Genomic DNA, 22,533 nt, shown 5'->3' on the forward strand with positions numbered 1-22,533 from the left:
GGGATCGAATAGAGATCTCCAAGGTAGGCGCTGACACGCAGACGTTACAGATCCAATTCAGCGAAAAAGCCATGGACCATTCGCGAGCAGACCAATCCTCGGTTTTTCGCCTGCGCAACTTCTGCGCTGCCGCTCATGCAGGTAATCTGGCGCGACGCACACGCGCCACAATCGCCCCAGGAGCCTCGCCGGTATGGAACTTCATGTTGTCATCAACGGCCGCAAGGACCTGGCAGGCCAGTTGTACAACCAACTGCGCAGCGCCATTGAATCCGGCCGCCTGGCAGCCGGGACGCAGCTGCCGCCCAGCCGTTTGCTGGCCGAACAGCTGGGCATTTCGCGCAAGACCATTTCCGACACCTATGCGCAATTGACCTATGAAAACTTCCTCACCGGAGTGATCGGCAAAGGCACGTTCGTCAATGCCCGCACAGCCAAAGCCGCGCCCAAGCAAAGCCATTCGCAGCTGGCGAGCTTTGAGGTGATCGAGTCCTGGCGCAAGCTGCCGGTGTTTCTGCGCCACCCGACCCTGGAGGGCTCGTTACGCTACGACTTCATCGGTGGCGCCACCAGCAAAGGCCAGTTTCCGCAGGACGATTGGCGGCGCTGCACCTCCCACGCGTTGCGCCAGATGGCCGCGTCCAAGGGCTTCTACAGCCTGCCCGAAGGCTTGCCGGCGCTACGCAATGCGATCGCCCGGCACATCGCGTTTTCTCGCGGGGTCAATTGCCAGGACGAAGACGTGGTGGTGTGCAACGGCGCGCAACAAGCGCTGGACCTGATCTCCCGGGTGCTGACGCGTCCAGGCAACATTGTCGCCATGGAAGACCCCGGCTACCCGCCGGCACGCCTGTTGTTTGGCACCCACGGGGCCACGGTGATCGGGGTGCCGGTGGATGCCGAAGGGATTGAGGTGGACAAGATCCCCTTGGGGACACGGCTGATTTACGTCACGCCGTCCCACCAGTTTCCGCTGGGCATGCCCATGAGCCAAGCGCGCCGGGTGGCGCTGCTGGAACGGGCCTATGAGCTGGGCGCGATCATCATCGAGGACGATTACGACAGCGAATTCCGCTACGAAGGCCGGCCTACCGATTCACTTCAGAGCATGGATGAGCGCGGCATCGTCGCCTACGTCGGGACCTTTTCGAAAACCATGCTGCCGGAGCTGCGGCTTGGTTATGCGGTGTTGCCGCCGGCGATACTTGAAGCGGTGATCCGCGCCAAGCAGCTTACCGACCTGCACACCTCGACCCTGCCCCAATGGGCGCTGGCCAAATTCATCGCCGAAGGTTGCCTGCTCAAGCACATCCGGCGCTGCCATACGATCTATGCCGGGCGCCGCGAACGGATCCTGACGCGCATGGCGGGCGACCTTTCGCCCTGGCTGGAACCGGTGCCCACTACCGCCGGGTTCCACATGGTGGTGATGTGCAAAGTACCTATGGATATTCCATTGGTGATCGAACTGGCCAAAAAAGTCGAAGTCGGGCTCTACGCCATCGACAGCTTTTTCTACCAGCAAACGCCGCGGGCCGGGCTCTACCTCGGTTTTGGTGCCATCGAAACCCTGGACATCGACATCGCCCTGGACCGCTTGCGCGACATTCTCCAACAGGTGGCCTGATCGATTGGTCTGCGGCTTTATCCGGCGATTGGCTATTGGCGGTCCCAGGGTGCAGGCCTATCCTGCATAAGCGTTATCCCTCAGTGAGCAGGATTCGTCCGGCCTGATTCAGGAGTGTGAGCAATGTCCAACGAAGTGATCAATACCGTACAGGTGCAGGCCGCCGCCGGCCGCTCGGAAGAACTGGGTAAGCAACTGCAAAAGATTGTCGACACCCTGCGTCAACAACCGGGCTGTGATTCCTATATGGTCGACCGCTGCCCAGAGGACAGCAACCGCTGGACCGTCAGCGCCCACTGGCAATCGGAAGCGGCCATGCAGATGCATTTCAACTGCCCTGAAGTACAAGGCTTTATTGGCCTGATCGACAACCAATTGGCGAGTGCCGTGGATTTCAACAGCTTCCCGATTCGCTGACCCCCCTGTGTAGCAGCTGCCGAGCAGCGCGAGGCTGCGTTCGGCGGCGGAGCCGTCGTAAACCCGGCGCACACGGTACTCATGACACACCGCGCGACCTGATTTTACGACTGCTTCGCCCGAACGCGGACCGAGCCGAACGCAGCCTCGCGTTGCTCGGCAGCTGCTACAAAAAACCGGGACCAGATTGGTCCCCTCACCTTCCCCAATATTGGCTGTTTGATTGGCCCCACCTGCGGACTATCGTTGGTTCTGACAACTAACCACCGCAGGTAAAGAACCATGAAAGCTTTGCGTTTCCTTGCAATGCCCCTGGCCGCCCTTGCTCTGAGCGTGCCAGCGACAGCCATTGCTCACGAAGGCCCTTCAGAGAAGGTCACGGTTTTGCAGGATGAGGCGCTGAAAAACGTGCCCGGCAAAAAAGCCATGATGATCGAGGTCGACTACAAACCCGGCCAATCCTCGATTGCCCACAAGCATGAAGGCACCGCCATGGCCTACGTCCTTGAAGGCGCGGTCACCTCACAAGTGAAGGGCGAGAAATCGATCACTTACAAGGCCGGTCAGTACTGGTATGAACCGGCCGGTTCGGAACATCTGGTCTCGAAAAACGCCAGTGCAACCAGGCCCGCCAAACTGTTGGTATTCATGGTCTTGTCGCCGGACGAAAAAGTGTTGATCCCCTTGGAAAACTGATAGCTGAAGGGGCAGCCATAAATAAAAAGACCCGAATTAACTTTTCGGGGCTTTTTATTTCCCGGCGTCATTACCGGGGATGTTTTAAACCTAATTAAACTATTGGTCACCCAACAAGTGCAGTGATTGGCTATTTCATTCGGCCGCGACAGGTTTAGTCTGGAACCACGCCGGGTTAATCCGACACTACAACTTTCCAACTCAAGTTGTTTCACTGGAGAAACACCATGAAACTTGCGCTTGCCAGTACATTAACAATGCTCGCTCTGTTGACCGGCTGCTCGGTTCCCACAGCGCCCAAAGCCGTGTCTTCGCTGGACGGCCTCTTCACCGAACCGGTGGGCCGCAGCAGTGCCACGCACGTTCCCAACGGCAATCAGGTTTCGCTGGGCGTCGTCTACAGCCGCAACACCCAGACCAATCGAGCCTACCTACAGCACTACCAGGCCAACGCCGGCACCGGTTTCGGCCAGAGCCTGCTGGTGCAGTCGATCCACGACGCCTACGTCGCCACCTCCAGTCCGGACCATGCCGTGGACTGGGTCAAGGCATCCTTGCAACGGCAGTTCGGCTCGGTGACGGTGTACCCGAACATGCAAAGCCTCAGAGCGGCGAAGCCCGATGTGGTGGCCATTGTCGACACCCGCAGCCAATTGATGACATCGCGCAGTTCGGATATTGAGGCAAAGGTGAGTGCGGAGTTTTATGACTCGAACTTCAACTACATCGGCACTGCGCAAGGGTATGACGCCAGAGCGCTAAGTCCGGTATGGGCGGATTACAAACGCAGTGAAGAGATCGTGGTGGATATTAACGAACAACAACAAGTACAAGTCAGGGCATTGCAGAAGCTTGACCAGTCGCTCAGTAATTTATTGACCAGGCCGACAGATAAAGTGTCGATGATTGATAACACAACAGCTCAGAAGTTGTATTAAGGCTACTGGCCTCTTCGCGAGCAAGCCCGCTCCCACATTTGGAATGCATTCCAAATGTGGGAGCGGGCTTGCTCGCGAAGAGGGCCTGATAAACACCTCATAACTTGCAGGCAAAAAAAAGCCCCGCATCTCTCAATGCGGGGCTTTTTCATTCAACGCCTGATCAGGCAGCCGGTTCCAGCTCGGCAGCTGCAGTGACAGGTGCTGGCACTACCGCTTGCCCGCTCAACGCCAGGTCCAGCAGTTCACGGTTGGCCACCGCATACATGGCGTAGTCAGTGCCACTGGCGGCACGGATTTCCACCAGCATGGCGCGCCAGCGTTCGATCATGCCGTTGTGCTCTTTCATCCACAGCGCCAGGCGTGTTTCCACGTCCTGAGTGCCGTCGCCCTGTTGCAGGACGGAGATGGTGATCGCACGTTGCTGCCAGTCGACGTCATCACGGAACGCTTCACGGGCCAGGGCCTGCCAGTTGTTTTCAACCGGCAGAGCGCTGATCTGTTGCAGGTACCAGGTGATGTCCAGCGCGCTGCCCACGGCGAAGTAAGCCTTGGCCACGTCCGCAGGGTTCTGGCCGGTCACGTCGGAGGCCTCGATGATCGGCAGCAGCGTGTACAGGTGCGAAGTGCCAGCCACCATGCGTGCGAGCAATTCCGGCACGCCGGCTTCGACGTACGCTTGATAACGCGCCTGCCAGGTTTCGCGGATCTCGCCGCTGAGCAGGTCGTCGAGCTTGAGGCCCAACTCCTTCAGGTGCGGACCGAAGTGCGCGACGTCACGGGCAGCATTCTGCTCGTTGCGACGGGCACGCAGGAACCAGCGCGTGGCGCGACGGCCCAGACGCATCAGCTCGTCCATCAGTTCCAGTTGCACGTCGGCGGAGACCTGGTAGTCCAGGGCTTCGATCTGACGGAACCAGTGCGGGAGATGGAAAATGTCACGCACGATCACATAGGCACCGGCCACGTTCGCCGGGCTCATGCCGGTCGACTCTTTGAGTCGTTGAACGAAGGTGATGCCCATGTGGTTCACCAGATCGTTGGCGATCTGGGTGCTGACGATTTCGCGCTTCAGACGGTGACGGCGCATGGCTTCGGAGAACTTGCTCACCAGGCTCGGCGGGAAAGCGGTTTCCATGTCGCGCGTCAGGTAATCGTCGTCCGGCACCTGGGAATTGAGCAGCGCTTCCTTGAGGTCGATCTTGCTGTAGGAAATCAGCACCGACAGCTCGGCACGGGTCAGGCCATGGCCTTCCGCGAGGCGTTCGTTGATCGCTTCTTCAGCCGGCAGGAACTCGATGGCGCGATCCAGCTTGCCGCGACCTTCCAGATCGTTCATCAGACGCTTGTATTCGGCAATCCGCACGAAAGCACGGCGGGCCGCCAGGGACAGGGCCTGAGTCTGCTTGTAGTTGTTGCCCAGCACCAGGTTGCCGACTTCGTCGGTCATGCTCGCCAGCAACTGGTTGCGTTGCTTGTCGGTCATGTCACCGGCCTGAACCACTTCGTTCAGCAGGATCTTGATGTTCACTTCGTGGTCGGAACAGTCCACGCCACCGGCGTTGTCGATGAAGTCGGTGTTGGAACCGCCGCCATTGAGACCGAATTCGACACGACCCAGTTGGGTCATACCGAGGTTACCGCCCTCGCCCACGACTTTGCAGCGCAGTTCGTTGCCGTTCACGCGCAGTGCATCGTTGGCCTTGTCGCCGACATCGGCGTGGCTTTCGCTGCTGGCCTTGACGTAGGTGCCGATACCGCCGTTCCACAACAGGTCTACCGGGGCCTTGAGCAAGGCATTCAGCAGTTCGGTCGGGGTCAGCTTGTCAGCCTGGATGTCGAAACGCTCTTTCATCTGCGGGGAAATCGCGATGCTTTTCGCGCTACGGGAGAAGATCCCGCCGCCTTCGGACATGATGCTGGTGTCGTAATCCGACCACGCCGAACGCGGCAGGTCGAACAGGCGCTGACGCTCGGCGAAGCTGTTTGCCGGCGTTGGGTTCGGGTCGATGAAGATGTGCAGGTGGTTGAACGCGGCAACCAATTGCAGCGTCTCGGACATCAACAGGCCGTTACCGAACACGTCGCCGGCCATGTCGCCGACGCCGACCACGGTGATGCTGTCTTTCTGGACATTGATGCCGCGCTCGCGGAAGTGACGTTGAACGCCGACCCACGCACCTTTGGCGGTAATGCCCATCTTCTTGTGGTCGTAACCGGCAGAACCACCGGACGCGAACGCGTCACCCAGCCAGAAGCCGTAGTCGATGGCGATACCGTTGGCGATGTCGGAGAAGGTCGCAGTGCCCTTGTCCGCAGCGACTACCAGGTACGGGTCATCGTCGTCATGACGCACGACGTTGGCCGGCGGCACCAGTGCGCCGTCCTTCAGGTTGTCGGTGATGTCCAACAGGCCCGAAATAAAGATGCGGTAGCAGGCGATGCCCTCGGCCGCGATCTCGTCTCGGCTGCCGCCCAGTGGCAAGCGGCGCGGCAGGAAGCCACCCTTGGCGCCCACGGGCACGATGACCGAGTTCTTCACTTGTTGGGCTTTTACCAGGCCCAGGACTTCGGTACGGAAGTCTTCTTCACGGTCAGACCAGCGCAGACCACCGCGAGCCACGTTGCCGAAGCGCAGGTGCACGCCTTCGACGCGTGGCGAGTAAACGAAGATTTCGAACTTCGGTACTGGCTTCGGCAGCTCTGGAATCTGGTGCGGGTTGAACTTGAAGCTGAAGTAGGACTTGTTCTTGCCGTTCGCATCGGTCTGGTAGAAGTTGGTCCGCAGCGTGGCCTTGATCAGGTCCAGGTAGCGACGCAGGATGCGGTCTTCGTTCAACACCTGGACTTCGTCCAGCGCGGCGATGATCGCGTGTTCCAGGCGTTGCTGCTTGTCTTCCAGGTCGTCGCCGGTCAGCTTGCGCGCCAGGTAGAAACGGGTCTTGAACAACCGGGTCAACTCGCGAGCGATGTCGGTGTGGTTGTTCAGGGTGCTGGCGATGTAACCCAGGTCGAAGCCCAGGCGGATCTGCTTCATGTAACGGGCGTAGGCACGCAGCAGCGCCACATCGCGCCATGGCAGGCCGGCGGTCAGTACCAGGCGGTTGAACGCATCGTTCTCGGCATCGCCACGCACGATGTGGACGAAGGCGTCCTGCAAGGTGTCGTTGAGTTGCTGGATGTCGAGTTCCAGGCCTTCAGCAGCGGTGAACGCGAAGTCGTGAATCCAGAACTCGCGGCCACTGTTGTGACGCAGGCGATACGGGAATTCACCCAGCACGCGCAGACCGAGGTTTTCCAGGATCGGCAACACGTCGGACAGCGCCAGCGGCGTATCGGCGTGATACAGCTTGCAGTGCAGCTCGCGCTGACCGGAAACCTGACCCAGTGGCTGATAGAAACTCATCACCAGTGGATTTTTTTCGTTCAGGCTAAGCAGGTGCTGCATGTCGACCACGGCCGAGTGGGCAGCGAAACGCTCGCGGTAACCGGCCGGGAAGCCTTTCGGGAAGTCGGCCAGCACGTTGGTGCCGCTCGCCTCACCGAAGCTTTCAACCGTCAGGCTCGCGTAATCGTCCTGCCAGCTGCGGCAGGCTTGAACCACTTCTTTTTCCAGCAGAACCGGATCGATGTCCAGACGGTTCTTCGGATCGACGCGCAGAATCAGCTGCACACGGGCCAGCACGGACTCGGAGAAGAAGGTCCAGAACTCGCAATCCGAGGCTTTCAGGCGATCCATCAGCACTTGCTGGATCTTTTGGCGCACTTCGGTGGAATAGATGTCACGCGGCACGTAGGCCAGGCAGTAGCAGAAACGGCCGTACGGGTCTTTGCGCAGGAACACGCGGATCTTGTTGCGCTCCTGGATCTGCACGATCGACATCACGGTGCTGAACAGCTCATCCACCGGGGTCTGGAACAGATCATCGCGTGGCAGCACTTCGACCACCTGCGCCAGTTCCTTGCCCAGGTGAGCTTTGGGCTGGAAGCCGGAACGGCGTTCGATTTCTTCGACCTTGCGGCGGATGTACGGAATGACCCGCACGCTCTCGCCATACACCGAAGAGGTGTACAGGCCCATGAAACGGCATTCCTTGATGACTTTGCCGTCGGCGTCGATTTCACGGATCGACACGTAGTCCGGGTAGGCCGGACGGTGTACACGGCTCGGGTGTGCAGCCTTGGCGAACGACAACAGGGTCGGTTCGCGCAGGTAGTTCACGGCGTAGTCTTCGATGCGCAGGTCATCGTAGGTCAGGCCGGTGCGCAACAGTTTGGTCAGGCCCAGGAAGGAATACTGGTCGTAGACGATGTGGCCGCCGTCGACTTCATCGCGAACCACGAACTCTTCATAGCCCAGGAACGTGAAGTGGTTGCCCACCAGCCATTCCAGGAAGCTTTTGATTTCGGCTTTTTCTTCTGGATCGACAGCGAACTGGCTGCTGTCCAGGTTGCTCAGGATTTCCTGGACCTTGGCTTTCATCGGTTCGAAATCGGTGACCGCGACGCGGACTTCACCGAGAACCTGCTCCAGCTCTTTGGTCAGGACATTGAGCTCGGCCGCGTTGGCGCAACGGTCGATTTCCAGGTACATCAGCGATTCTTGCAGAATGCCTTCGCCCTGGGTGCCCTTCGGCAGGATTTCCAGCAGCTCGCCCTTGCTGCCGCGACGCACGCTCAGCACAGTGGTTTGCAGGGTATGAATGCTGTAGCCGCGACGGTTCAGCTCGGTACGCACCGAGTCCACCAAAAATGGCAGGTCGTGGTGCAGCACTTCGACCGCAGTGTGGGTCGACTGCCAGCCGTGGCGTTCGTAATCCGGGTTGTAGACGCGCACTTGCGGTTGCGCGTGATCGAAGCGCTCAAGCAGGCGCCACGCAGAAAGGGTGCAGCCGGCGAGGTCGGACAACCGACGCTGGGTCAGCTCGTCCAGGGAAATGATGCCGAAGAATTGTTCAGCGAACAGCGCCACTTGTGGCAGTGCCTGTTCACTGATGTGCTGGGCCAGTGCCGCTTGCAGTTGGTGCTGGAAGTCGGCTTTGCTGGCTGCGGTGAAGAACGCCATCTGTGGTACTCCGCTTGGGCTTGTTATTGATGGAAGCGTCGCGTGCAAAACCCCTTTCGGGGCGATCCGTCACCCTGTTCCTGATTCTCGGGCAGAGGAAACAGGGTGACAGGTGGGTGAAGCTGGACGAGACACTCAGGTCACATTCACCTTCCATGGATGGCTATCGGCAAAAACGCCTGTGCGATGAATTGCACAATGTCTTTACGGATATCCATTCGATGCGCAGCTTAACGAGTGCGGCAAGGCCTGTGCTTGCGGCGCTGCGACATATTCGGTCATCGGTACGCAGCTCGTAGCATGCGCCTCGAACAACACTAGCAGTCGTGCAGGAAAACGGGCGGTTTATCCCCGGTTTCACGGCACATCCGTACCAGAAATGACCAGCAACACGCCAAGTGTTCACGACACATCCTCTGACACTCACCCAAGCAGAAATTCCCGCAGGCTGGCAGAATCGCCTTTTATTGCGTTCACAACGCTCGCCGAGCCAGGATTTCCCCATGCAAATGACCACCCCCCTCTTGATCGTCAACCCGTGCGATGACGAAGAAGACAACATGGCCATGCTCTGCTGCCACAGCGAACAGGGCGACATGTTCCTGATGACCCGCTACCCGGACGAAGACGAGCTGGAAATCACCCTTGATGGCGAGCCTTCGACGCTGGATGGCGTGAAAGTGACCCTCAGCGCGACCCGGCTGCTGATTGAAATCGCGGCGGCGGATGCGGATGCGCTGAATGGGGATGATTCTTTGGAAATCATTCACAGCACAGATGCGGGCGATCTGGCTGAAGTTGAATTGACCCTGCAGAACATCCTCAAAGGCACAGGGACTTATATAAGCGAGCTTTGATGGTGTCTGAGCGGGCGCCTTCGCGAGCAAGCCCGCTCCCACATTTAATCGCAGTCCACTGACAGAACGCGGTCACCTGTGGGAGCGGGCTTGCTCGCGAAGAGGCCCGGAACAGCACCACATCTCTGGAACCTCACAAATCTCCAACAATTTCCCCAACCATTTCCCACACTTTGCACAAAATGCCGTTAGTCGCCGCCCCCCGCGATGGATTAAAGTAACGCCCCCAGCCCTGGCGTTATTCGAACGTCTTCGGTCACCCTCTCCAGGAACAGTCATCGATGGAACATCGTGAAGCGCTGCTAGCGCTGCGAACCTTTCTTTCAACGCAGATTCTCGGCCAGGAAAAACTCATCGAGCGCTTGCTCATCGCCTTGCTCGCCGACGGCCACATGCTGGTCGAGGGCGCCCCGGGGCTGGCCAAGACCAAGGCCATCAAAGAACTCGCCGAAGGCATCGAAGCCCAGTTCCATCGCATCCAGTTCACCCCCGACCTGCTGCCGGCCGACATCACCGGCACGGAAATCTATCGCCCGGAAACCGGCAGCTTCGTGTTCCAGCAAGGCCCGATCTTCCACAACCTGGTGCTGGCGGACGAAATCAACCGTGCCCCGGCCAAGGTTCAATCGGCCCTTCTCGAAGCGATGGCCGAGCGTCAGGTCAGTGTCGGGCGCAGCACTTATGAGTTGTCGCCGCTGTTTCTGGTGATGGCCACGCAAAACCCGATCGAGCAGGAAGGCACGTATCCGTTGCCGGAAGCCCAGCTCGACCGCTTCCTGATGCACGTGAAAATCGGCTTCCCGGACGCCGCCGTCGAGCGCCGGATCCTGCAACAGGCCCGTGGCGAAGCCCTGAATGGCGAAACAAAACCCGAACGCCGGGTCAGCCAGCAGGCGATTTTCGCCGCACGCAAGGAAATCCTCGGCCTGTACATGGCCGACGCCGTGGAGGAATACCTGGTGCAACTGGTCATGGCCACGCGCACCCCGGCCAAGTTCGACCCGGAGATGGCCGAATGGATCGCCTATGGCGCCAGCCCGCGCGGCTCGATTGCCCTCGACCGTTGTGCCAGGGCTCACGCCTGGCTGGCCGGTCGCGACTTCGTCAGCCCGGAAGACATCCAGGCGGTGCTGTTTGACGTATTGCGCCATCGCATCATTCTTTCCTTTGAAGCCGAAGCCGCTGGCATCGATCAGGACCGGGTGGTCCAGCGGATTCTCGACGTCGTAGCCGTCGCTTGACCCCGATGAACGCCCTCCTGCCGCCCGAGCCGGGCATCCGCGTCAGCCTCGCCGAGCTGATCGAGATGCGCCATCGCGTGCGCGAAGTGCAGCTGTTTTCCACGCCGAGCCAGCGCAGCCCGCTGATCGGCCTGCACCACTCCAAGCTGCGTGGCCGTGGCGTGGACTTCGATCAGGTGCGGGTTTATCAGGCCGGCGACGACGTGCGCACCATCGACTGGCGCGTCACCGCACGAACCCAGGAGCCGCACACCAAACTGTTTCACGAAGAACGCGAACGACCGATTTTCATCATGGTCGAGCAAAGCCGTCGGCTGTTCTTCGGTTCCGGCCTGATGTTCAAGTCGGTACTTGCCGCCCAGGCCGCGAGCCTGATTGGCTGGGCAGCCCTGGGCCATAACGACCGGGTCGGCGGGCTGGTGTTCGGCGACAACGAGCACTACGAAATCAAACCCCGGCGCAGCAAACAAAGCCTATTGCAACTGCTGAACCGCTTGGTGCGGGTCAATCAGTCGCTGCACACCGAAAGCGAACAGAACCGCGATTCCCTGAACCTCGCGCTGCGTCGTGCGCGGGAAGTGCTGCGCCCCGGCAGCCTGGTGATCGTGATCTGTGATGAACGCGCCTTGACCGAAGGTTCTGAACAGCAGCTGAGTCTGTTGTCGCGCCATTGCGACCTGTTGCTGTTGCCCTTGTCCGATCCACTGGACCACGCCCTGCCCGCCGCCGGTTTGCTGCGCTTCGCCGAACGTGGCGCGCAACTGGAACTCGACACGCTGAATTTCGACCTGCGCCAGACCTACCGCGCCCAGGCCGAAGCGCGTATTGCCCGCTGGGAATTGCTCGCGCAAAAGCTGCGCGTCTTGCTGATGCCGTTGAGCACCCAGAGCGAGATGGTCGAGCAACTGCGCGAGTACCTGAACCCACAGAAACCGGGAAAAGGTCGATGAGCAGCCTCGATCAACTGCAACCGCTGATCTCCCCGCCGCCCATCGAGTTCTGGCCCCCCGCGCCTGGCTGGTGGCTGTTGCTGTTATTGCTGCCGCTGATCGGTTTCGGGCTGTGGAAGGCTCGGCGCTTCATTCCCGACAAACGCCCGATCGTCCGCGCCGAACAACCGTTGGACCCGGTGCGTATCGCCGCCTTGGCCGAACTGGCGCTGATGCCAAAACCCTACGACGGCGCACCGGCCGGCGCCTGGTTGCAGCAGCTCAACGGCTTGCTCAAACGCCTGTGCCGCAACCATTACCCCTACAGCCAGAGCCACACACTTAACGGGCGCAAATGGCTGGCGTTCCTCGACAACCGCTGCCCGGCCGCCGGTCTGACCCGCTGGATGGTGCTGGTCGAGGGCGCCTACAAACCTGAATGCAAACTCGACGACAAGGCCATCGCCGGCCTCACCCAAGCCGTCGACACCTGGATTCGCAAACATGTTTGAGTTCGCCTGGCCATGGATCTTTGCCCTGCTGCCGCTGCCCTGGTTGATGCGTATCCTGCTGCCGGTCGCCGACAGTGGCGAACCGGCGCTCAAGGTCAGCTTCCTGAATGACCTCGAAGGCCTGGCCCGTCGTCGCGCCCGGGCCAATTTGCCGGCCTGGCGCCAGCAAGCCCCGTTCATTCTGTTGTGGCTGCTGTTGCTGATGGCGGCGGCGCGCCCGCAATGGCTGGGCGACCCACTGCCGATTGCCGCCAGTGGTCGCGATCTGCTGGTGGCCGTGGACGTGTCCGGCTCCATGGATTTCCCCGACATGCAGTGGCAGGACGAAGACGTCAGCCGCCTCTCACTCGTTCAGCATCTGCTTGGTGACTTCCTTGAAAGTCGCGACGGCGATCGCGTCGGCCTGATCCTGTTCGGCAGCCAGGCTTACCTGCAAGCACCGCTGACGTTCGACCGACGCACCGTACGCGTGTGGCTCGACGAAGCGCGCATCGGCATCGCCGGCAAAAACACCGCAATCGGTGATGCGATCGGCCTGGCCCTTAAACGCCTGCGCATGCGCCCGGCCCAGAGCCGCGTGCTGATCCTGGTCACGGACGGCGCCAACAACGGCGGTGAAATCGACCCGCTCACGGCGGCGCGACTGGCCGCCAAAGAAGGCGTGAAAATCTACCCGATCGGCATCGGCGCCGACCCGGAGCAAAGCGGCACCTTGGGTTTCCTCGGGGTCAATCCGAGCCTGGACCTCGACGAACCGGCGCTGCAAGCCATCGCCCAAGCCACCGGCGGTCAGTACTTCCGCGCCCACGATGGCAAAGAACTGCAGGTGATCAAGGACACCCTCGACACACTCGAACCGGTGACTCAACAACCGACCCAGGCCCGCCCGGCGCAGGCGCTGTATCAATGGCCTTTGGCGCTGGCGTTGTTGTTGAGCATGTTGTTGGTAGTGCGTGAGCGCTGGCCGGATAACCCGCTGCAACGGCTGTTTACCAAGGATCTGTTTTTGCAGACGCAACTGCCTGACTGGCGCCAGCGGCTCAAACGCTTGCGTCTGCGGAGGCGCCGATGAGTGCGCTCTGGCCGTACTGGTTCCGCCCCTGGTGGCTGCTGTTGTTGCCGCTGCTGGGCTGGCTGCTCTGGCAACTCTGGCACCGGCAAAAACGCGCCGGGCGCTGGCAGATGATCTTGCCACCGGCCTTTCACGCCGCCCTGCTGAGCGGTGGCAACGGTCGCGACAGCAAGTTGCCGTGGGTCGTCCTCGGCGTGGCGTGGGTGCTGACCGTTCTGGCCTTGTTGGGGCCGAGTTGGCAGCGCGTCGAACAACTCAGCCAGAAACCCGCCGACCCGCTGGTGGTCGTGCTTGAGCTGACCCCGGAAATGCTCGCCACCGACGTTGCGCCGAACCGACTCGAACAGGCCCGGCGCAAGCTGTTGGACCTGCTGCAAGTCCGCAGCGACGCCCAGACGGCCATCGTCGTCTATTCCGGCAGCGCCCACACCTTGGTGCCACTGTCGGATGACCTGTCGACCAGCCGTAATCTGCTGGACGCGCTCAAGCCGTCGCTGATGCCCGAGGCCGGCCATCGTGCCGATCTTGCGGTGACCAAGGCCCTTGCGTTGCTCAATCAGGGCGATTTGGGTGAGGGCCGGATCCTGTTGATCGGCTCTACCCTGACGGACCTGGAACGTGAAGGCATTCGCCAGGCGCTGGAGAGAAAATCGACGCAGTTTCTAATGCTCGGTATCGGCACCGCCGAAGGCGCACCGGTCGCACAGGAGGATGGCAGTTTCCTCAAGGACGATCAGGGCGCGATTCTGGTGCCACACCTGGACAGTCCAAGCCTGAAAGCCTTTGCCAATGAACTCGGCGGACGCTATCGCCCGGCGCGTCTGGGCGATGCCGACCTGCGCGGGCTTGGCCTGCTCGACGGTCCACGCTCGCTGCGCAACGACGGTCAGACCTTGCGCCTCGACACCTGGGCCGATCAGGGTTACTGGTTGCTGCTGCCGCTGTTGTTGCTCGCCGCCTGCGCCGGTCGCCGTGGCTGGTTGTTCTGCTTGCCGTTACTGTTCCTGTTGCCGCAACCCAGCTATGCATTCGACTTCGAAGACTTGTGGCTGCGCCCCGATCAGCGAGGCCTGCATTTGCTCAGACAGGGCCATCCGGCCAAGGCTTCGCAGCATTTTGAAGATCCGCAGTGGCAAGGCGTGGCGCTGTATGAGGCCGGCGACTACAGCGGTGCCGCCCAGCGGTTCGCCCAAGGCAACGACGCCCACGCCCACTACAATCGTGGCAACGCCCTCGCCAAAAGCGGCGAGCTGGAAGCGGCACTGGATGCTTACGATCAGGCGCTGGAACGGCAACCGGATTTGCGCCCGGCACAGACCAACAAGGCACTGGTGGAAAGTCTGCTCAAGCAGAAGAACACGCCGCCGGTCGAGCCGCAGAAACCCGCCGATCAAGAGCCTGAGACCACCGCGCAGGAACCGCCACCGGGGGCCGCCACGCAACCGGCGGACTCTGACCATCCGAAATCCGATGCCGAGCAGACCACACCGGACGCCGGGCAACAGGCCACCACCCCACCGAAGCCGGGCGCCAATGAAGTGCCGGGGAGCGAATTGGGGGACGAGCAAACCACCACGCCACCGATGCGGCCGGCCAGCGACAATATCGATGGCGAACAGCGTCAGGCGCTGGAGCAATGGCTGCGCAAGATCCCCGATGACCCGGGTGAGTTGCTCAGGCGCAAATTCTGGTACGAACAGCAACAACATCAGGATCAGGAAAAAACGCGATGACCCGCTTCACCCTTTTCATGCTCGTCCTGCTGTTCAGCACCGTTGAAGCCCAGGCGGCGACGCTGGTCGCCAGTGTCGACCGCAGTCGCCTGAACTCCGGCGAGACGGTCGAACTGACCCTGGAATCCAACGACGTGACACAGTTCGGCAAGCCCGACCTGGCGCCGCTGGAGCCGATATTCGAAGTGCGTGGCACCCGCCAGGTCAACCAGCTGACCACCCTGAACGGCGACAACCGCGCCACCACGCGCTGGATCATCACCTTGCTGCCGAAGGAAAACGGCAGCGTGACGATTCCACCGTTGCAACTGGGCGAGGTGCAGAGCCAGCCGATCACCGTGCAAGTGGTCGAGAGCGAAACCCAGGACACCGCAAACAAACTGGCCCCGGTGTTCATCGACGCCAGCCTCGACCAGACCAGCGTGTACGTGCAGGCCCAGGCCATCCTGACCTTGCGCATCTACCATTCGGTGTCGCTGTACGACGACAGCAGCCTGACTCCGTTGCAAATTCCCGATGCGCGCATCGAACAACTGGGAGAGTCGCGCACGTACGAGAAAGTCATCAACAATCTGCGTCATGGCGTGATCGAAATGCGCTATGCGATCTACCCGCAACACAGCGGCGAATTGACCATTCCGGCGCAGATCTTCAGTGCCACGCTCGTGGATGCGCAGCCCGCCCAGGACGCGCCCACCCAGGGGCCGAAATCCGGAAAACTGTTGCGCGTCAGCTCCGCCCCGCTTCTGCTGACGGTCAAGGCCAAACCCATTACCTACCCGGCTGACCTGCCCTGGCTACCGGCCCGCAGCCTGACCCTGAGTGAAAGCTGGAACCCGGAGCCGGACCGTGCGCAGGTGGGCGATTCGCTGACCCGCAGCCTGACCTTACAAGCCGAAGGCCTGGCCAGCTCGCAATTGCCGCCGTTGCCCGCTACCGACGTCAACGGCCTGCGGCGCTACCCGGATCAGCCGGTACTGAGCAACCAGAGTACCGAGCGCGGCTTGATCGGCAGTCGTGAGGATCGCGAAGCGTTGGTGCCAGGCCGCAGTGGTGCAATCGAGCTGCCTGCGGTGGAAGTGGTCTGGTGGAACACTTTCGAAGATCACCTGGAGCACAGCAGCCTGCCGGCCCGAAGCCTGCAAGTGGCGAGCAATCCGAGCCTGGTGGTCGATACACCGATGAGTACCGCGCAAGCGAACGCCGGCGTCGACAGCGAAACCCTGTGGAAGTGGAAACTCAGCACATTGATCCTGGCCTGTACGACGTTTCTGGGCTTCGGCCTCTGGTGGCGTGGCCGCTGGAAGCCTGCGGTGCTGCGCGCCGCGCAGACCGGCCCGAGCCCACGTACCGTCCTCGACGAACTCAAACGTGCCTGCCAGGCCAACGACCCCCACGCCACCCGTCAGGCCCTCGACGCCTGGGCCCGGCAGCAACCGGAAACCCTCGCCGACATGGCCGCCCGCTTCGTACCGCTTTCCGACGCACTGGACGGCCTGAACGGCGCGCTCTACAGCGAAACCGGCCAGCACTGGCAAGGCGAAGAGTTGTGGCGGGCGATCAAGGCGATCCCGATTGCCGAACGGATTCAGGATCCAGTAGGTGACAGCGGCCTCCCGCCGCTTTACCCAAAATAATTACTGCCACCACACACCCTGTAGCAGCTGCCGAGCAGCGCGAGGCTGCGTTCGGCGACGAAGTCGTCGTAAAACCTGCGTATGCGGTCATCCTGATACACCGCATGCGCTGATTTCACGACGACTTCGTCGCCGAACGCAGCCTCGCGCTGCTCGGCAGCTGCTACAGGGTTGTGGTGTTGGCCACATTCGACGTGTTTGCCAGTAAACTCCCACTCTTTTCGCCGCCCTCATTTTCCTCGCGGCCATTACCTTATTTCCTACGGAGTTCGCCTTGCGTCTGTTTCACACCTCCGACTGGCATCTTGGGCAGAACCTGCACGGCCAGGAACGCGATTTCGAGCACGCCTGCTTTCTCGACTGGCTGCTGATCCAGCTGAAGCTGGACCAGCCCGATGTGCTGTTGATCGCCGGCGATATCTTCGACACGGTCAATCCGCCGGTCAAAGCCCAGGAACGCCTCTACGAATTCATCGTCAGCGCCCACGAGCAGCAACCGTTGCTGACCATCGTGATCATCGCTGGCAACCACGACTCCGGCTCGCGGATCGAACTGCCTGCACCGTTGATGCGCCGTTTGCGCACCCACGCGCTCGGGCGTGTGCTTTGGCTGGATGACGGCCAACTGGATGCCGAGCGGCTGTTACTGCCGTTGCCGGATGCCAGCGGCGAAATTGCCGGCTGGTGCCTGGCGCTGCCGTTTCTGCGCCCGGCCGAAGTCACCGGCGCGCAGTTGGGCGACAACTACCTGCGTGGTATCGGTCAGGTTCACGAATGGCTGATCGAAGCGGCCAACGCCAAGCGCAAGCCCGGCCAGGCGCTGATTGCCATCAGCCATGCGCACATGGCCGGTGGCTCCGTGTCGGAAGACTCCGAGCGCAGCCTGATCATCGGCAACGCCGAAGCCCTGCCCGCCAGCCTGTTCGGGCCGAGCATCAGTTACGTGGCGCTGGGGCATTTGCACAAGCCGCAGAAGGTTAACGGTGAAGAACGCATCCGCTACAGCGGCTCGCCGATTCCGTTGTCGTTCTCGGAAATCGGTTATCAGCATCAGATTCTCGACGTCATTCTCGACGGCGAAACCCTGGTCAGCGTCGAACCGAAACTGATCCCCCGCGCGGTCAACCTGCAACGCATCGGCCCGGCGCCACTCGCCGAAATCCTCTTGCAACTGGCCGACCTGCCGAACATCGATTTGCTGGCCGACATCCAGCGCCAGCCGTGGCTGGAAGTGCGTGTGCGTCTCGATGAACCGCAACCCGACCTGCGCCATCAAGTGGAAACCGCCCTGCAAGGCAAAGCCGTGCGTCTGGTGCGCATCGCCGCCGAATACGCCGGCAACGGCAGTCGCGAGGGCGTCGATGACGGCACCACGTTGATTGAACTGGACCAGCTCACGCCTCAGGAATTGTTCAGTCGCGCCTGGCAGGACAGCTACGGCAGCGAGGTCGATGAGCAGACGCTGAAGGACTTTGCCGAGCTGCTGCAAGACGTGCAGATGGAGAGCGAACAACCATGAAGATCCTCGCGATCCGCCTGAAAAACCTCGCCTCCCTGGCCGGGCCTTTTGAAATCGATTTCACCGCTGAACCACTGGCCAGCGCCGGCCTGTTCGCGATCACCGGGCCGACCGGCGCCGGCAAAAGCACCTTGCTCGACGCCTTGTGCCTCGCCCTGTTTGGTGCCGTGCCGCGCTTGAGCAACGCTCAGGTATCGGCCAAGGCGCCGGATGCCGACGGCGAAATCAGTACCGGCGACCCGCGCACCTTGCTGCGTCGTGGCACTGGCGAAGGGTATGCCGAAGTGGATTTCGTCGGCATCGACGGCCGCCGTTACCGTGCGCGCTGGGAAGCCAATCGCGCCCGGGAAAAGGCCGGCGGCAAGATGCAAATCAGTCGTCAAAGTCTGCGAGACATCGATCAGGATCAGTTGCTGGCCAGTCAGAAAGTCGAGTTCAAAACCCAGCTCGAAGCCGTGCTTGGCCTGAACTTCGAACAGTTCACCCGCGCCGTGCTGCTGGCCCAGAGCGAGTTCAGTGCCTTCCTCAAGGCTAACGACAACGAGCGCAGCGAACTGCTGGAGAAGCTCACCGACACGGCGCTTTACACCCGTCTTGGTCGCCGCGCTTTCGACAAAGCCAAGGATGCCCGTGAAGCGCACAAGCTGTTGCAGGATCAGGCCACGGGCGTGACGCCTCTGTCACCCGAAGCCCGGGCCGAGCTGGATGAACGCTTCAACGAGGCGCAGCAGCAACTCAAGACCCAGCAAGCGCAGCTCAAACAGCTTGAGTTGCAGCACACCTGGCTCAAGGAGCTGCGCCAGATACAAGATGATCAGCAGAGCGCCGTCGAACAACTGACCGGCGCCCGGCAACACTGGGAAAGCCTGGCCGGCGAACGGTTGAAGCTGACTCGCCTGGAGCAACTGGCCCCGCAACGGCACCAGTTCGCCCGCAAGACCGAACTCACGGCCCAGCTCACCCCGCTGGCGGCGCAGATTCAGCAGCACACCCAGCAGCAAACCGAGTTGAATGAGCGTCAGGCGCAACTCGAACAGAGTTTGAGCGCTGCGCAGACCGCGCTGGTCGAAGCCCAGAGCCAACACACTACTAAAGCTCCGCTGCTGCGCCAGGCCTTTGAAGCACAAAGCACCCTCGCCCGGCTGATCAAAGATGCCAGCGCGAGTGCGGACCTCAAGCAACAAGCGGAACTGGCCAGCACCCAAGGGCAGAACACGATTCAAGGCCTGCTCGAGCAACAAAAGCAGGTGGCCGCACGTCTGGCGCGGATTGCCGGGGAGCTTGAGCAAAGCACGCCTCTGGCGCCCTTGAGCGAGGCGTGGAACGCTTACAGGGATCGCCTGCAACAGCTGATGCTGATCGGTAATCGCTTGAACAAGGGGCAGGCGGAACTGGCGGCCCTTGAGCAAAGCGCCGCCCGCGCGAGCGAAGAACTGGCGGCTCAAAAGCAGCATCTGGAAGTGCTCTACAAAGAGGCCGGTGCCGAGCCTGAGGCTGTGGCCGAACAGATCCAGCTGCTCGGTACTCTGTTGCAGGACAACCGCAAACAACTGCGAGCGTTCGAGGAACTGACACGGCTGTGGGCCAGCCAGCAGGAGATCGACAAGCGCTCCGCCGATCTCCAGCAGCGTCAACTCAGCGCTCAACAGGAGCGTGATCGCCTGACCCAGGACGGCGTGAAAACCAAGAACGACCTGGTGGTCGCCGAACAGACCCTGAGCGTCACTCGCGAACTGCTGGAGCGTCAGCGTCTGGCCCGCAGCGCCAGCGTCGAAGAGTTGCGCGCACAGTTGCAGGACGATCAGCCGTGCCCGGTCTGCGGCAGCCACGACCATCCTTATCATCAACCCGAAGCGTTGTTGCAGAGCCTCGGTCGCCACGATGAAAGCGAACAGGCCAACGCTCAGAAAGCCGTCGACCTGTTGAAAGAAAAACTCACTGATTTACGCGGCGAAGTCGGCGGCTTGATTGCTCAGCAGAAGGAACTGTTGCAGCAACAGGAGCAACTCGCCACCCAGCAACAAGGCCTGACGCCGAGCCTCGAAGCGCATCCGTTGTCCACGCAATTGCTGGCTCAGGACGCGAGCAAACGCGACGGTTGGCTGGTGCAGCAAAACAGCCAGTTGAACCAGAGCATTACCCAGGATGAACAACGGCAAACCGCCCTGCTCACCCTGCAACAGGACGCCGCTCGCCTTCAGCAGCAACTGCGCAGTGCCGAAGCAGCGAACCAGCAAGCTTCTCAGCACCTGAGCAATCAGCAGCGTGAACTGAGCAGTGATCGCCAGCGTCTCGACGAGGAGTTGAGCGCCTTCAGCACCCTGCTCCCGGCCGAGACGCTGGAGGCCTTGCGCAACGAACCGGCCGCGACCTTCATGCAACTCGACCGGCAGATCGCCCAGCGTCTGGAGCAACTCGACCAGCAACGCGATGAGCTTGGCGAACAGCAACAACGCCAGCAGACGCTGGAAAAAGAACAGGACCGCCAACTGGCCCGCGTCCAGGCACTGGAAGCGGCTCAGCAACAGTTCACCGTCCTGGCCGAGCAGCAACAGGCTTGCCAGCAACAACTGACCGAACTGCTCGGCGAACACAGCAGCGCCGAACACTGGCAGCAGCAACTGGATCAAGCCGTCGAACAGGCGCGCACTGCCCAGGCAACGGCCAGTCAGGAACTGCAAACCGTGCGCACACGGTTAGTCGAACTGGCCGCTGAACTCAAAGCCAAACAAGAGCGGCTGCTGGCCCTGGAAACCGAGGACCGTGAACTGAGCGCGAAGATCACCGACTGGCGCGCCTTGCATCCGGAGCTGGATGACGGCGGGCTGGAAGCCCTGTTGAGTGTCGATGATCAGCAAGTCAGCGAACTGCGGCAGCAATTGCAGCAAAGCGAAAAAGCCATCGAACAGGCCAACGTGCGCTTGCAAGAGCGGGATCAGCGCCTGCTCAATCATCAGGCGCAACACAATGGCAATCTCGACGCTGAGCAACTCGCCGCGGCCCTGACAGACCTGCAAAACCTGTTCGCCGCCAGCGAACACCGTTGCGCCGAACTGCGTGCCGAACAGGCCGAGGATCAGCGTCGGCAGAACGCCAATCAGGCCCTGGCGCAGCAGATCGCCGACGCCTACAGCGAATACCAGCGCTGGGCGCGTTTGAATGCGCTGATCGGCTCGGCCACTGGTGACACCTTCCGCAAGATCGCCCAGGCCTACAACCTCGATTTGCTGGTGCATCACGCCAACGTGCAGTTGCGGCAACTGGTGCGGCGTTATCGCCTGAAGCGCGGCGGCAGCATGCTCGGTTTATTGGTGATGGACACCGAGATGGGCGATGAGCTGCGGTCGGTGCACTCGTTGTCGGGCGGCGAGACGTTCCTGGTGTCGTTGGCTTTGGCGCTGGGTTTGGCGTCGATGGCTTCGAGCACACTGAAAATCGAATCGCTGTTCATCGACGAAGGCTTCGGCAGCCTCGATCCGGAATCCCTGCAACTGGCCATGGATGCACTCGATGGCTTGCAAGCCCAGGGCCGCAAGGTCGCGGTGATTTCCCACGTGCAGGAAATGCATGAGCGGATTCCGGTGCAGATCCAGGTCCACCGCCAGGGCAATGGCCTGAGTACTTTGGAGGTGAAATGAATACCCTGTATTCATTCCGCCGCTGCCCTTACGCCATGCGGGCGCGCATGGCCCTGCGCTATTCGGGCGTTGCGGTGCAGATTGTCGAAGTCAGCCTGAAGGCCAAGCCCGCCGAGATGCTTGCGCTATCGCCCAAGGGCACGGTTCCTGTGTTGAGTGTCGACGGTCGGGTGATCGATGAAAGCCTGGCGATCATGCACTGGGCCTTGGAGCAGAACGATCCGCAGGATTGGCTGCTCAAGGATGATTCTGTCGGGCAACAGCTGATCGCCGCATTGATCGAAGAGAACGATCAGGCGTTCAAGGTGCATCTGAATCGCTACAAGTACGCCGAACGTTACCCTGAGCAGCCGATGGAAACGTATCGTGCGGCGGGCGAGGTGTTCTTGCGCAAGCTGGATGAGTTACTGAAGGGGCACGACTACTTGCTGGCCGGGCATCCAAGCCTGGCGGATGTGGCGTTGATGCCGTTCATACGGCAATTCGCCCATGTTGATCGCGAGTGGTTCGGGCAGACGCCTTATGTGCGGTTGCAGGTTTGGTTGCAGCGGTTTCTGGAGTCAGACTTGTTTGTAGGCGTGATGCAGAAGTAGTCGCACCACCCCCTGTAGCAGCTGGCGAAGCCTGCGTTCGGCTCGGGCCGCGTTCGGAC

Annotated in this window: 15 protein-coding genes; 14 read left to right on the plus strand and 1 reads right to left on the minus strand. The window is 61.1% G+C overall.

The window, feature by feature from the left end:
- Positions 1-193: 193 nt before the first annotated feature.
- From pdxR to ACA072_RS15395, 4 genes are all read left to right on the plus strand, one after another.
- The gene (gene pdxR / locus ACA072_RS15380) at positions 194-1,627 is read left to right on the plus strand and encodes a MocR-like pyridoxine biosynthesis transcription factor PdxR (RefSeq protein ID WP_497618716.1); all 1,434 of its coding nucleotides are present in this window, start codon (positions 194-196) and stop codon (positions 1,625-1,627) included.
- Positions 1,628-1,750: 123 nt separating this feature from the next.
- Positions 1,751-2,044 (plus strand): putative quinol monooxygenase, encoded by a 294-nt coding sequence (locus tag ACA072_RS15385; protein WP_497618718.1) that lies wholly within the window; start codon positions 1,751-1,753, stop codon positions 2,042-2,044.
- Between the two features lie 282 nt (positions 2,045-2,326).
- Complete coding sequence (locus ACA072_RS15390; protein ID WP_497618720.1) at positions 2,327-2,740, plus strand: cupin domain-containing protein; 414 nt, start codon at positions 2,327-2,329, stop codon at positions 2,738-2,740.
- 227 nt (positions 2,741-2,967) lie between these two features.
- Positions 2,968-3,678: an ATPase gene (locus ACA072_RS15395; protein ID WP_497618722.1), complete on the plus strand. Its 711-nt coding sequence runs from the start codon at positions 2,968-2,970 to the stop codon at positions 3,676-3,678.
- A gap of 163 nt (positions 3,679-3,841) precedes the next feature.
- On the opposite strand, the gene ACA072_RS15400 is transcribed toward ACA072_RS15395, so the two are convergent.
- Positions 3,842-8,743 carry an NAD-glutamate dehydrogenase gene (locus ACA072_RS15400; RefSeq protein WP_497618724.1) on the minus strand — a complete coding sequence of 1,634 codons (4,902 nt, stop codon included), beginning with the start codon at positions 8,741-8,743 and terminating at the stop codon, positions 3,842-3,844.
- Between the two features lie 503 nt (positions 8,744-9,246).
- Here ACA072_RS15400 and ACA072_RS15405 point away from each other — a divergent pair.
- The 10 genes from ACA072_RS15405 (at position 9,247) to ACA072_RS15450 (ending at position 22,474) form a co-directional block, all read left to right on the plus strand.
- The gene (locus ACA072_RS15405; RefSeq protein WP_497618726.1) at positions 9,247-9,600 is read left to right on the plus strand and encodes a hypothetical protein; all 354 of its coding nucleotides are present in this window, start codon (positions 9,247-9,249) and stop codon (positions 9,598-9,600) included.
- A gap of 281 nt (positions 9,601-9,881) precedes the next feature.
- Positions 9,882-10,841, plus strand: a complete 960-nt coding sequence (locus ACA072_RS15410) for an AAA family ATPase (RefSeq protein ID WP_003218556.1) — start codon at positions 9,882-9,884, stop codon at positions 10,839-10,841.
- Between the two features lie 5 nt (positions 10,842-10,846).
- The gene (locus ACA072_RS15415) at positions 10,847-11,791 is read left to right on the plus strand and encodes a DUF58 domain-containing protein (RefSeq protein ID WP_438659141.1); all 945 of its coding nucleotides are present in this window, start codon (positions 10,847-10,849) and stop codon (positions 11,789-11,791) included.
- On the plus strand, positions 11,788-12,282 hold the full coding sequence (locus ACA072_RS15420) for a DUF4381 domain-containing protein (protein ID WP_109630619.1): 495 nt from the start codon (positions 11,788-11,790) through the stop codon (positions 12,280-12,282). The genes ACA072_RS15415 and ACA072_RS15420 overlap by 4 nt, the downstream gene beginning before the upstream one ends.
- On the plus strand, positions 12,275-13,354 hold the full coding sequence (locus ACA072_RS15425) for a vWA domain-containing protein (RefSeq protein ID WP_497618729.1): 1,080 nt from the start codon (positions 12,275-12,277) through the stop codon (positions 13,352-13,354). The genes ACA072_RS15420 and ACA072_RS15425 overlap by 8 nt, the downstream gene beginning before the upstream one ends.
- A complete protein-coding gene (locus ACA072_RS15430; RefSeq protein WP_497618730.1) occupies positions 13,351-15,087 on the plus strand; it encodes a tetratricopeptide repeat protein in 1,737 nt (578 codons plus the stop codon). The genes ACA072_RS15425 and ACA072_RS15430 overlap by 4 nt, the downstream gene beginning before the upstream one ends.
- Positions 15,084-16,724 carry a BatD family protein gene (locus tag ACA072_RS15435; protein ID WP_497618732.1) on the plus strand — a complete coding sequence of 547 codons (1,641 nt, stop codon included), beginning with the start codon at positions 15,084-15,086 and terminating at the stop codon, positions 16,722-16,724. The genes ACA072_RS15430 and ACA072_RS15435 overlap by 4 nt, the downstream gene beginning before the upstream one ends.
- A 274-nt stretch (positions 16,725-16,998) precedes the next feature.
- Complete coding sequence (locus ACA072_RS15440) at positions 16,999-18,243, plus strand: exonuclease SbcCD subunit D C-terminal domain-containing protein (protein WP_497618734.1); 1,245 nt, start codon at positions 16,999-17,001, stop codon at positions 18,241-18,243.
- Positions 18,240-21,881, plus strand: a complete 3,642-nt coding sequence (locus ACA072_RS15445; protein WP_497618736.1) for an AAA family ATPase — start codon at positions 18,240-18,242, stop codon at positions 21,879-21,881. Before ACA072_RS15440 ends, ACA072_RS15445 begins: the two co-directional genes overlap by 4 nt.
- Positions 21,878-22,474, plus strand: a complete 597-nt coding sequence (locus tag ACA072_RS15450) for a glutathione S-transferase (protein ID WP_497618738.1) — start codon at positions 21,878-21,880, stop codon at positions 22,472-22,474. Before ACA072_RS15445 ends, ACA072_RS15450 begins: the two co-directional genes overlap by 4 nt.
- Positions 22,475-22,533: the final 59 nt, after the last annotated feature.

This window comes from Pseudomonas sp. LBUM1656 (genome assembly GCF_059716065.1).

What these genes read in the sequence shown, in the direction of transcription:
- ACA072_RS15420 (WP_109630619.1), top strand. Translation starts at nt 11,788, where the DNA reads ATGAGCAGCCTCGATCAACTGCAACCGCTGATCTCCCCGCCGCCCATC.
- ACA072_RS15430 (WP_497618730.1), top strand. Translation starts at nt 13,351, where the DNA reads ATGAGTGCGCTCTGGCCGTACTGGTTCCGCCCCTGGTGGCTGCTGTTG.
- ACA072_RS15410 (WP_003218556.1), top strand. Translation starts at nt 9,882, where the DNA reads ATGGAACATCGTGAAGCGCTGCTAGCGCTGCGAACCTTTCTTTCAACG.
- ACA072_RS15390 (WP_497618720.1), top strand. Translation starts at nt 2,327, where the DNA reads ATGAAAGCTTTGCGTTTCCTTGCAATGCCCCTGGCCGCCCTTGCTCTG.
- ACA072_RS15405 (WP_497618726.1), top strand. Translation starts at nt 9,247, where the DNA reads ATGCAAATGACCACCCCCCTCTTGATCGTCAACCCGTGCGATGACGAA.
- ACA072_RS15385 (WP_497618718.1), top strand. Translation starts at nt 1,751, where the DNA reads ATGTCCAACGAAGTGATCAATACCGTACAGGTGCAGGCCGCCGCCGGC.
- ACA072_RS15415 (WP_438659141.1), top strand. Translation starts at nt 10,847, where the DNA reads ATGAACGCCCTCCTGCCGCCCGAGCCGGGCATCCGCGTCAGCCTCGCC.
- ACA072_RS15425 (WP_497618729.1), top strand. Translation starts at nt 12,275, where the DNA reads ATGTTTGAGTTCGCCTGGCCATGGATCTTTGCCCTGCTGCCGCTGCCC.
- ACA072_RS15400 (WP_497618724.1), bottom strand. Translation starts at nt 8,743, where the DNA reads ATGGCGTTCTTCACCGCAGCCAGCAAAGCCGACTTCCAGCACCAACTG.
- ACA072_RS15445 (WP_497618736.1), top strand. Translation starts at nt 18,240, where the DNA reads ATGAAGATCCTCGCGATCCGCCTGAAAAACCTCGCCTCCCTGGCCGGG.
- ACA072_RS15450 (WP_497618738.1), top strand. Translation starts at nt 21,878, where the DNA reads ATGAATACCCTGTATTCATTCCGCCGCTGCCCTTACGCCATGCGGGCG.
- ACA072_RS15435 (WP_497618732.1), top strand. Translation starts at nt 15,084, where the DNA reads ATGACCCGCTTCACCCTTTTCATGCTCGTCCTGCTGTTCAGCACCGTT.
- ACA072_RS15395 (WP_497618722.1), top strand. Translation starts at nt 2,968, where the DNA reads ATGAAACTTGCGCTTGCCAGTACATTAACAATGCTCGCTCTGTTGACC.
- pdxR (WP_497618716.1), top strand. Translation starts at nt 194, where the DNA reads ATGGAACTTCATGTTGTCATCAACGGCCGCAAGGACCTGGCAGGCCAG.